A 10,502-nucleotide genomic window follows, 5' to 3' on the forward strand; every position below is an offset into this window, starting at 1 on the left:
TTGCAGCACTGAGAGAATTTGTTGAAGGAGTAGTTTTTGACTTTCGATCACGATCTTCTATGGGGATTACTCGGGCTCACGCCTCTTCTGGTCTACGTTGTCCTGGTGTTCCGCGACATTGATATTCTGTCGGCCACCGCCATCTCGGTCGTCCTCGGCGCCCTCTTAAGCCATCAAACCATTGTCTCGTTTGCCGCGGCACTGGCTAACAGTATGAGTTCCTTCCTGGCCCTGGTCGGCCTGATCATCATGCTTGGTCGCGGCCTCGGCGAAGTCCTGAGCGCCACCAAGGTTTCCCACACCATCGTGCACCGGATCATCTACAGTATCGGGGTCGATACCGAGAAAAAGGCCATGTTCGGGATCATGATCGCCTGCCTGGTCATAGTAGGTCTCCTCGGGACGATGGCCGGAGGCAACGCCATCATCGCACCGATCGTGCTGCCGATCGCCGCCACTGTCGGACTCTCGCGCAGCACGGTTGCGGTGATTTTTCAGGCGGTGGGGGAAGAGGCCCTGATCCTCGGCCCGTTCACCCCGCCCGTTATCACCCTTCTCGGACTTACCAAGATCAGTTACAGCGACATGCTCCTGTACGTATCGGGCCCCGTCGCCCTGGTCACCTTTACCGCCACCTGGATAATGATCCAAAGGATCCAGGCCCGGACCAAGGACGTTCATCCTTACCAGGAGCCGGAAGGGATAGAGGTTTTCGAGCCGACACGGAAAAGCCGCCGTGCCACCGTCGTGTTCATCTGCTGTTTCATTGCCGCAGTCTTGTTCGGCATGGCGGCCAAGGCGCCGACCTCGTTCGTAATCGTCATCATGCTAGGGCTTTCGCTGGTGACAGGATTCGCGGGGGGATTGAAGCTGACGGGAATTCTCAACCTGGTGATCAAGGGGATGGCCGGAAACGTCGGGCTCTTTTTGCTCTTCCTGTTATTGGACCCGTTCATCGTTTTCGTTCAGCAGGCCGGCGGCTTTGTCGCCCTTTCGAAGCTGATCAAGCCGATGATGGAGTATGGAGGGAAGCCGGTCATAGTCATCACCGGCGGGTTCCTTGGAGCCTTCGGCATCAGCGGCGCCACCGTTGCCACGCTGAAGTTGCTGCACGAGATGTTCAATCCGCTGCTCACCAGATACGGCATCTCCCTGCTCGCCTGGTCGCTGGCCCTGGTGGTCGCCACCAGGGTGAATAATTTCGTCTTCCCCGGCGCCAACATGGTGAGCTCCCTTGGTTTCGCCGAGTCCGATGACCTGAAGTCTATGATAAGAAACGGCTGGCTCGTTGCATCCTGCCAGCTGACGCTGTTGATAGTCTTCAGCCTGTTCTTCGCGTAACATCTGCTGGCATAAATCCGGATCGTGCAAACATAACTCACAAGGCGCCTGGCGTATGCTTGGCGCCTTTCCTGTCTTCTCAGGCTCAGCCTCCTTCCATTCTCTTTAAAAATCCCGAACTCGAAAATTTTTCTACTACACATGTAGCCATGCACGCACTTTAAGATAAACTTATCTGCCGATGCCTCAGGAGGCATCTGCCTGACCTGTCGACTGTCAGTCACACGGAAACAATAATGACTTTTTCGCCCCGGCGGCTACTTTCAGCCGACCGGTATACCATCAAGAAGTAAAAAGGAGGAAGCTATGCCTGTGGATACCCAGACTCTGAAGGTCAAGGTGACGAATCTTCAACGGAACACGGCAAGTCTCATGGAACTCCTGGGAAGTAAAGATGACAAGCTCCACTTCTTCGAGATACTCAAGGGGATCACGACTCCTGCAGTCCTGCATATCGTGGAGACCCAGTTGGAGGTCCTGGACCAGCAACTGAAATCGGTAAACACGATGGTCAAAACGCTGCAGTCCACGGCGAAAGAGTTAAACGTCAGGTAGCCCCGTAACCATCTGCAAAAAGACAGCAAGCAGTAGGACATAACAGGGGGGTCGTGCGGGACACGGTCCCCCTGTCGTCATAGTAGGAGGTTTCACCGTGGTTCCTGTCCCCGCTCATCCCAAACTCCGTTCCGAGGTGGTTCGAGTCCCGACCACCAGGGGGATCGCTCTTTACTCCTCGACAGGGGCCATGCTTCTGGAAGGTCCCGATGCCGCGCTGCTGGTCGACTCGCTCTTCCCGTTGTTGGATGGCACCCACAGCGTTGCCGACTTGGCTGGGTCCACTGGCCTTTCCAGCTCCGATCTCGATGACCTCCTTGGCAGCCTCGGCAACAGTGGCTTTGTCAGTGAAGGTCCGAACTCTGGGCAAGCACCACACTGTGGCGAGGATGGGCGCCTGTCTTTGCAGAGATCCGCAGTCACCGTGACAGGGGCGGGACCACTCTCGACGATGTGTGCGGAGGCTCTATCGGCAGCGGGCGTCGGACGAGTTGAGCGGGCTGAAATTGTCGGAGGTGACAAGCCTCGCGGTTTCGCAGTCGGCGCTTTCGACGAGAATGACCTCGAGGCCATCTTCAACTTCGCCAACTCCGCGCACCATGCGGGCACCTCTTACATGACCTGCATCGTCGGAGCCGACGAAGTCATTATCGGGCCTCTCGTGGTGCCAGGCCGGAGCGCTTGCTGGAGCTGCTGCTACCGCCGTATGCGGGCCAATGGGAAGAGCTTCAATAATCCTGGCAGCACCGCGGCGGCGGATAGCGATGCTGTTATCCGTGCCCTGCTGGCACGGGAAGTATCCGTCGCTCTCACTGCGGGGGAAGACCGCCACTCTCTTGAGGGCCAGATCCTGGTGCTCGACAAGGAAAGCTTGGAGATCTCCCGACACCGGTTTTTAGCCGTGCCCGGTTGCGAGGTCTGCGGAGGGCCGAAGGGCGTCTTGTCCGCGGCTGCGGGGACGGGTGCGGCGGGCCTTGATCAGCAGGAACTGGCAGCACAGGCCCTTTCCCTGTTCTGTGATTCCCGCACCGGAATCATCACCAACGTTTTTCTGGAACCCGCGGCCTCGACAGGTCTTTCCTTGCCGCACATAGCGAGTGCCATCGCTGCCGATGCTCCAGACCTCTCCGGCCCCGCCAGGACCATGCCGATCGGGTGGGGGAAGGGCCTTACCCGGGAAGCTGCGGTTATCGCGGCGGTAGGCGAGACGATAGAGCGGTACTGCGGATCGATGCCCGATCCCTCGCGCATGGTGTGGGCGCGCCCCGACGAGCTCCCGGGCGAGGTGCTGGACCCGTCGACGTTTCCGCTTTACACACAGGAGCAGTATCAGCGCCCGGGTTTCCCATTCGTCCGCTTCGACCCCCGCGTCCGCCATCCCTGGGTCGCGGGCGAGTGGCTGGGCAGTAATCATCCCGTATGGGTGCCTGCTGTTCTCGGCTATCTCTATCTGGAGGTCCGCCCGGAGCACGCCTTCTGCCAGGGAAGTTCCAACGGCCTCGCTGCTTACCTCGATAGCGCCGGAGCTGAGGAGCGCGCTTTTCTCGAACTGCTGGAGCGCGACGCCTTCATGTCGTGCTGGCGCACCCGCCGAGGCGGAGAGCGGGTGCTGATCGACGAGTCCCTCGGGCCCGAGCTCGAACTGGTAATTGGAGGTCTGCGTGTCTTGGGCGCAGAGATCGAGCTCATGTTCCTGCCGACACAGTGCGGCTACTCAACGGCACTCTGTCTCGGCTTTGGGGACGGTGTGGATTGGCCGGGCGTGACCCTTGGACTGGGGACCGCTGCCGAACCGCGTTCCGCCGCCAGACAGGCCATCCTGGAGCTTGGTCAGACCGGGCCGTACCTGCGGCGGCTCCTGAAGAGCAAGGCACTTCCGGTCCCGGCCAAGCCCGAGGATGTCAAAGAGATGCTGGACCACGCCCTCTACTATTTTCCGGCGGAACGGGCCGGCGCCTTCGATTTCCTGCGTCATGGCGCGGCGCCTCGCTCTCTTGCGGAAGTGCCGACGCCCACGGTCAGGGGAGCGGCGGAAGCGGGAGTGCGCGTCGCCGTGGTCGATGTCACTTCCCCGGATGTCGCTGCCACTTCCTTCCGTGTCATGCGCGCGATGAGTCCTGACCTCCAGCCGATCTCGTTCGGCTACGGATGTGACCGCGTGGCGGTTTCCCGCATCGCCGCCCTCGATCTGGCCGGGGCATCGGAGATACCTCCGATCTGGTAGCATGAGGCTTCTCGTCAAGGGTTGGCCCCACGAGAATAAAAAAAGGGCTAGCCCGTTCGAGCTAACCCTTCTTGATACTGCTTCGATCTGCATTAACTCACTTGCAACAGCTCTCTTCTTTGGCGGCTGCGTCGGCGTTGCACCTCTCGACCGCTTCCCTCAGCCAGGCGATCTCCTCGGGGAGGAATTCCTTCGAAAACTCGGTCCCGACGTTCAGAGCCCAGTGCAGAGGGTCCACCGTGGTCAGTGCCAGTATATGTCCCGGCACTTCGATATGCTGCATCTCCTCATCAAGCTGGTCCCAAACCTTCAGGCGCTCGAGAGAGCTGAAGATCATCAGGAAGTCCTTCCCGCCTGATTCCGTGATCACCGGGAGCACGTCCCTTGTCCCCTGCTCATCCTGCGGAGAGTTGTCACCGAAGATGGGTACGAAAAAGCTGGAGTTAAGAAACAGGTCGTAGAACGCGGAGTGTTTCTTGGTGTCGTTCATATCCTGGCGCAAGCCCACCAGCGCCTCATCGAGTTTTTCCATGGAATTTCCTTTGCCGTTGGTTTCTTGCTACCACGGCAAGATACAGAACCGGGCCGAGCATTTCAAGCACAATACTATCGTCATGCCTTCTCGATTAACCGGATCGGGAAAATGCCCTGAAGCGTACCCGCCCCCGGAGGGGGAGGGGGCAAGGAATGCCGGTGGTACTTCGATCTTGACTTTTCATCCCCTGCGGGTGAAACTTCGCGCCTACTCGGTATGTTCAGGAACTACTTTGCAAAGGATGACAGATGCAGCTTAACACCATGGAAGATTTTCAGAGGGATATCTCTTACCGCCTGTTGAAGCAGGCTGACGGCACCGCGATGCTTACCGCTTTCATGAGGGACAGGTTCCACGACGTCGAGGTACAGGTTTCAGTCGATGCGACGACGCTGGAGATCGTCTCCGCAGCCGCCGACTTCCGCAGGTGTCCGACCGGCGATTGCGGCAACGCCACGGCGCGGCTCGACGGCTTGATCGGCTTTCCCATCGGGCGGGGTCTTAACAAGAAGGTTATCGAGGTCGCAGGGGGGAGCGAGGGGTGCGGTAACCTGCGGAACCTGCTGCTGGGGCTGTTGCCGTTGGCGCTCAACCTCCGTGCGGCTGCAGGGATCAGTGACGAGCGGGAGATGCTCGATAACATCCACGAGGAGTTGCGGGGGACCTGCGCGGGCTATTTCAATCCCGTTCCGGCGAGATAACCGCATCTTTCTCCATACATCTTGCCCTCTTTTCATTGCATGGCGGCGTAGACCGCCTTGAGGAGGGCGGCGCTCTCGGCGAGCTGGCGGTAGGCCTCGCTCGTCGTCATCACCGGAGTGGGAGGGTTCGAGTCCTGCATCGAGAAACCGAGCGCCATCGACTGGTTGGCTATTTCGGCAACTCTTTTTGCCACCTCGGCATTGAACGTCTTCTCTCCCTCGGCGGCTTTGGGGAAGTGGTACCCCTTGATCGACTTCATCCTCTGCTGTATGTTCCTGGCTATCCTGGCAACCTTCTCGTTGGTCGAACCCTTTTCCCCTTTCTCCACCACGGCGTCGTTGGCGGAGTGGTTGCTCTTGTTGAAGTCGTTGTAGTCCACGTTGTGCAACGGCTGTGACAGGTCGCCGATGTAATGGGCTGCGAAGCCCAGCGGGTACAGGGCGTACTTGTTCTTGTGCTTCAGCTCCAGGTACTGCCCCAGCGCCGCGATGATGGCGCCATAAAGATGCCCCCTGTCACCAGTGCACCGGCAGTTGTAGTCCGGGACCTCGTCCAGGACCATGTCGGCGGTGACCGCTGTCCCGCGGGGATTGTCGCGGTAATGGTTTCCATCCTCGTGCCCGGCAGCCTTTTCCTTGGCCATGTCGGCGCCAACCGCCATGTAGGCGAAGTTGTCGAGCCCCGCCGCTTTCATGACCGCCATGTGCGTTATGTCGTTCCAGCCGAAGGCGGGTGAGGAGATAACGAGGGAGAGGGTAACGGTGAAGAGAAGCAGAGGTCGCTGCATTTGAACTCCTTCCTGCCATGAAAGTCCAGCCGTCGTCCATACCTGCCAAAACTACCCCGTAGTCCAGATTCTCCCGTAGTGGGAGGGGATGGTGAGCTGGGTCTCCTGCAGCGGGACGATACCGGTGAGGTTGGCCAGGCCATGCAGTTCCTCGTGGTAATCGCCGCCCAAGGGGAACCAGAAGGGGACGCTCTGGTCGTAGTCACCGGTGTTGATGGCCACCAGGGTGTACTGCTGGCCGATGTAGCGCGCGAACATCAGGACCCCTCTCGACTGGTAGCGGTCCCACTCGTTGAAGAAGAAGTAGGATCCGCCGCGGATCTGCGACCGCTGGCGCCGGATGCCAAGGAGCTTTCTCACCAGCCACACCAGGGCCTTGCCGATCTGATCGTAGAAGAAATCCCACCGCATCGGGCGCAGCAGCGAGACCCGTCCGGCACCGAAGTCCGGAAGGAAGTAATTCTCGCCGAACTCCTCTCCCTGCCAGAGCATGGGGATGCCCTTGCTCATGATGGTCGCTATCAGGTACGGCTGGAGCATGTACCAGCGGCTGCGATCCCCCTCCAGGAAGAGAGGGTTCCCTGCCTCATCGGGGTTGTCGAGCCCGAAGTTGCAGATGAAGCGCTCGTGGTCGTGATTCTCTATATACTGCAGCGCGCTCTTGGTGATCACCTCTCCATTTACATCCACCGCTTCGGGATACCCCTGGAGCCCCAGGGAGAACCCCAGGTCGGTCAGCCGCCCCCGGTCCCCTCGCGCCACGGCCTTGGCGGCACCGAAGGTGTGGTTCTGCCAGGTGCTGTTGGAATAGGTGGTCCACAGCACCTCCTCGGGGGCCTCCAGTTGCTCGGCGCACTGGATGAGCTTCAGGGGGGATCCGGTGCCCGCATCGAACCGGTTCCAGTACTGGTCCGCGAGCCTGCTCCTGGTGAGCTGGTGGGTCTCGTAAACCAGGCTGGCATACCCGACCCCCATAGCTCCGTCCCAGTAGTTGGGAACGCAGTCATAGCGGAAACCGTCGATGTGATAGACGTCGAGCCAGAAGTTGTTGACGGTGAAAAAGTAGTCGCGGGTGAGCTGACGGGTGTAGTCGGTACTCTTGCCGAAATTGCTGAAGTAGTCCTTGGCGAAGGGGCCCATGAAGGGGTTCTCGCGGTAGCGCAGGCGGGTGTAGAGGTCGTAGTAGGGGAAATCGACGCCGGTGTGCCCGTAGACGGCGTCGACCACCACGGCTAAACCCTGCTGGTGGGCGGCATCCACCAGCCGCTGGAAGTCCGAACGCTTCCCGAACCTCTCGTCCACGCCGAAGTAGCCGATGGGGAGATACCCCCAGTCGACCGACGAGGCCACGTTGGAAAGGGGCATGACCTCGATGCAGTTCACCCCGAGATCGTTCAGGTAGGCAAAGAGCTCGCCCGTGCGCTCCAGGTCGCCTCCCAGCTCCGCGATGTTGACCTCGTACATGATGAGGTCCTGAAGCGCCGGAGTCTTCCATCCTGCCTCGCCCTGGCTCCACTGGTACTGCTGGTATCCGAGGGTGAAGGCGGAAAGCTTGCCCACGCCGAACTCGCGCGCGAAGGGGTCGATGACCCAGTCGACGACACCGACGTTGGGATTGACGACCTGGTAGCGGTAGACGTAGCGCCCCGGCGTCCCCCAGGCGGACCCCGCCACCTCCGGGGTCGTGCCTGCGATGGGGACGGTGGTGGACCAGAAGTCCCCGTACGGTTGCCGCACGCTGTGGGTCAGGGAGAACTCGCGGGGCGGGATGTTCTGCAGGAACTGGTCGCGCTCATGGATGATCTTCACCATGACGGCGTTTCCGTCCACGGCGGAAACCCAGGGGAGCCAGAGGCCGAAGGTCACGGTGCCGTTAGTCTCGATGGCGCCTAAGGTGTGGATGGGGAGCAGGTTGACTGGCATGATCTTCATCCTTCATTGTCAGCGGCCTCGCCAACATTGGTTGTCACCGTCTCCCTCCGGAAACGGCAAGGGGGAGGGACGCGTGACGTCATGGGGTAGGGGGTATTGTGCTGTGCCGGCGGAAGGGCGAAGGATTTTTCGCCCCTACTCGTCGGTCGAGAGGTCAACTTTGCTCAAGGTGTAGTCCTGGCCGAAGTTGTTGTCCCAGAAGAACGCGCCGGTGTCCAGGTTGTTGTAGAAGATGGCGAACTTGAAGTCCGGGGCGCTGTTGTCGAGATTGAGTTCCGGCGTCTTGAACTTCCATACCTCGACCTGTGAGATCCCTTCCGCCACCGTGTGGAAGCCTGCGAAGGAGGCGCTGGTGTCCTGGAAGCCGGCCCAGCCATTGGTGGTGAGCCTGATCCCGACGTGCTTGTTGAAGGAGAGGTTGTTGACGTAGATTTCTCCCTCCACCCATGAAGTGTCGAAGACGAAACCTCCGCCCGCTTCTGTTCCTCGCCGGGCGGTTGCCAGGTTGAGGACGACATTGCCGCCGACCGTGTTGGGATGGATCTCGTCTATGTGGTAGTTGAAGCCGAAGTTGTTGTCCCAGGATGTCTGGCCGTTGACTGTATAACGGAGGACGAATTCGTTTATGACAATGCTGTTGTCATTGCGGAAAAAGATATCGTAGTCAGTAAAATTCTTGAGCCAGCCGAGGGAAGCCTCGGTCCATGTTCCGTCCTGCTGTCGATAATGGAGGGCGACGTCCTTGCTGAATGCGAGGTTCTGGACCTTGGCGGTGATGACAGTGTTCCTGACACCTGTTATTCCTCCACCGGGGGAGAAGGAGTCTGATTCGACATATTTCAGTCTGATCGATGGCTGTCCCATAAGTGGCTCCGTTTATCCCTTCATATTCATGCCGCTTTTCCCGCGGGAGCTGACGGAAAACGTTAGCACAGATGAGGGGAGTTTCAATCCATGCTCCCGGAGCAAAGTAGCGCGTCACCGCAGGGATAAGTCCTTTCCTGTTACGCTTCCGTTACCGCACCCGGCTCCATGTAGATCAGCTCCCAGATGTGACCATCGAGATCCTGAAAGCCATGGCCGTACATGAAACCGTGGTCTTGCGGCTCGCTGTACAACTTTCCGCCGCCGGCGACCGCTTTGCGCACAAGTATGTCGACCTCGTTTCTGCTCTCACAGGTCAGGCAGATCAGGACCTCGGTGCATGCACTGGCATCACAGATCTCCTTGGGTGTGAACGACTTGAACTTCTCTTCCGTCAGCAGCATCACGAAGATGTAGTCGGTGACCGCCATGCAGGTGCCGGTGGCGTCGGTGAACTCAGGAAGGAACCTGTAACCGAGCTTGGTGAAAAACTCCACCGACTTTGAGAGGTTCTTTACCGGCAGGTTGATATATATCTGTCTGGTCATCTTCTTCTCCCATGATCCCCCTACTTCAATCGAGAGAGATCATTGCTAGTGAGGATAATCTTGATAACCTGTCCTACTGTGGCAACTTCTCTTCTTGAGAGGGTGGATGAACAGCGAATATCTATTGCATACCCTGGGGAACAAGGAACTGCTGGGCTTGCACAAGGTCGCCTTTCTTTGCTCGCGCAATTGTCCTCCGGCCGTTTTCGAAAGGTCCCGCCAGTGGGCCGTCGCCCAGCGCGAGAAGGGGGTATGCGTCATCTCCGGCTTTCATTCCCGCATCGAGCGGGAGGTCCTCGATCAATTGCTGGCGGGAGAACAGCCGATCATCATCGCCCTGGCCCGGGGCATGATTACGAACCTCGATCCGAAGTGGCAGGAGGCCCTGGAGGCCCGCCGCCTGCTGATCGTCACCCGTTACGCCGAGAGCGTGACCCACGCCTGTGAGGATTCCTGCTTTCATCGAAACCGCCTGATGATGGAGCTTGCCGAGGAGACGGTGGTAGCTTTTGCCTCCCCCGGCGGGAACCTGGAGCGGCTGGTCAGGGAGAGGCGCGGGAGCAACATATCACTGCTGTAGCAACCGGTCTCTTCACGTCTCAACCCGCTCGGGCTATCGCCAAAGTTATCACCTGGCAGGCGTTTTACAATGAACAGCACCAGCCGTGCGCCACGGTATAGGGAGCGGACGGCGGCAGCGCAGTTGGAGATGGGGCGGGAGTCCAATCTTCCGCCAGCTTCCAAAACTGTCATTCCCGAAGCGATTCTGATCGGGAATCCAGCTCCTAAACGACGTGAAATTTGGATCCCCGATAAGGGCATTCGGGGATGACAATCTCGTAGCGGAAGATTAGCGCCAATCAGTAAAAAGGTTGAGCCTTCCCCCCCTTGACAAGGGGGGATTTGGTTTGTTCGAGCTGGCGGCGGCTAGCCAATTAATCGAGCCACCAGTTACACTAATTAGCATTGATATTGAAGACTTCACGCGGCTAGTCCACTTCGCGCCGTGCTAAA

At 59.1% G+C, this 10,502-nt stretch carries 10 protein-coding genes; 5 read left to right on the forward strand and 5 right to left on the reverse strand.

Features of this window, described 5'->3' with window-relative positions:
• Positions 1–36 precede the first annotated feature (36 nt).
• The 3 genes from AC11W3_RS17310 (at position 37) to AC11W3_RS17320 (ending at position 4,120) form a co-directional block, all read left to right on the forward strand.
• Positions 37–1,341, forward strand: a complete 1,305-nt coding sequence (locus AC11W3_RS17310) for a transporter permease (protein ID WP_484093428.1) — start codon at positions 37–39, stop codon at positions 1,339–1,341.
• A gap of 306 nt (positions 1,342–1,647) precedes the next feature.
• Entirely contained in the window at positions 1,648–1,896 is a 249-nt protein-coding gene (locus AC11W3_RS17315) for a hypothetical protein (protein WP_484093429.1), read from the forward strand.
• Positions 1,897–1,993: 97 nt separating this feature from the next.
• Positions 1,994–4,120 (forward strand): TOMM precursor leader peptide-binding protein, encoded by a 2,127-nt coding sequence (locus tag AC11W3_RS17320; protein WP_484093430.1) that lies wholly within the window; start codon positions 1,994–1,996, stop codon positions 4,118–4,120.
• A 97-nt stretch (positions 4,121–4,217) separates the two neighbouring features.
• Here AC11W3_RS17320 and AC11W3_RS17325 read toward each other — a convergent pair whose 3' ends face one another.
• Positions 4,218–4,652: an SseB family protein gene (locus AC11W3_RS17325; RefSeq protein ID WP_484093431.1), complete on the reverse strand. Its 435-nt coding sequence runs from the start codon at positions 4,650–4,652 to the stop codon at positions 4,218–4,220.
• A 251-nt stretch (positions 4,653–4,903) separates the two neighbouring features.
• Between AC11W3_RS17325 and AC11W3_RS17330 the strand changes: the two genes are divergently transcribed.
• Positions 4,904–5,356 (forward strand): DUF2889 domain-containing protein, encoded by a 453-nt coding sequence (locus tag AC11W3_RS17330; protein WP_484093432.1) that lies wholly within the window; start codon positions 4,904–4,906, stop codon positions 5,354–5,356.
• Positions 5,357–5,388: 32 nt separating this feature from the next.
• On the opposite strand, the gene AC11W3_RS17335 is transcribed toward AC11W3_RS17330, so the two are convergent.
• The 4 genes from AC11W3_RS17335 to AC11W3_RS17350 all read right to left on the reverse strand — a co-directional run bounded on the left by AC11W3_RS17335 (position 5,389) and on the right by AC11W3_RS17350 (position 9,488).
• Positions 5,389–6,144, reverse strand: a complete 756-nt coding sequence (locus AC11W3_RS17335; RefSeq protein ID WP_484093433.1) for a S1/P1 nuclease — start codon at positions 6,142–6,144, stop codon at positions 5,389–5,391.
• A gap of 51 nt (positions 6,145–6,195) precedes the next feature.
• Positions 6,196–8,067: an alpha-amylase family glycosyl hydrolase gene (locus AC11W3_RS17340; protein ID WP_484093434.1), complete on the reverse strand. Its 1,872-nt coding sequence runs from the start codon at positions 8,065–8,067 to the stop codon at positions 6,196–6,198.
• A gap of 144 nt (positions 8,068–8,211) precedes the next feature.
• Positions 8,212–8,940, reverse strand: a complete 729-nt coding sequence (locus AC11W3_RS17345; RefSeq protein WP_484093435.1) for a hypothetical protein — start codon at positions 8,938–8,940, stop codon at positions 8,212–8,214.
• A gap of 140 nt (positions 8,941–9,080) precedes the next feature.
• A complete protein-coding gene (locus AC11W3_RS17350) occupies positions 9,081–9,488 on the reverse strand; it encodes a VOC family protein (RefSeq protein ID WP_484093436.1) in 408 nt (135 codons plus the stop codon).
• 106 nt (positions 9,489–9,594) lie between these two features.
• Between AC11W3_RS17350 and AC11W3_RS17355 the strand changes: the two genes are divergently transcribed.
• A complete protein-coding gene (locus AC11W3_RS17355) occupies positions 9,595–10,068 on the forward strand; it encodes a DNA-processing protein DprA (protein WP_484093437.1) in 474 nt (157 codons plus the stop codon).
• Positions 10,069–10,502: the final 434 nt, after the last annotated feature.

It is taken from the genome of Geomonas sp. (assembly GCF_056994735.1).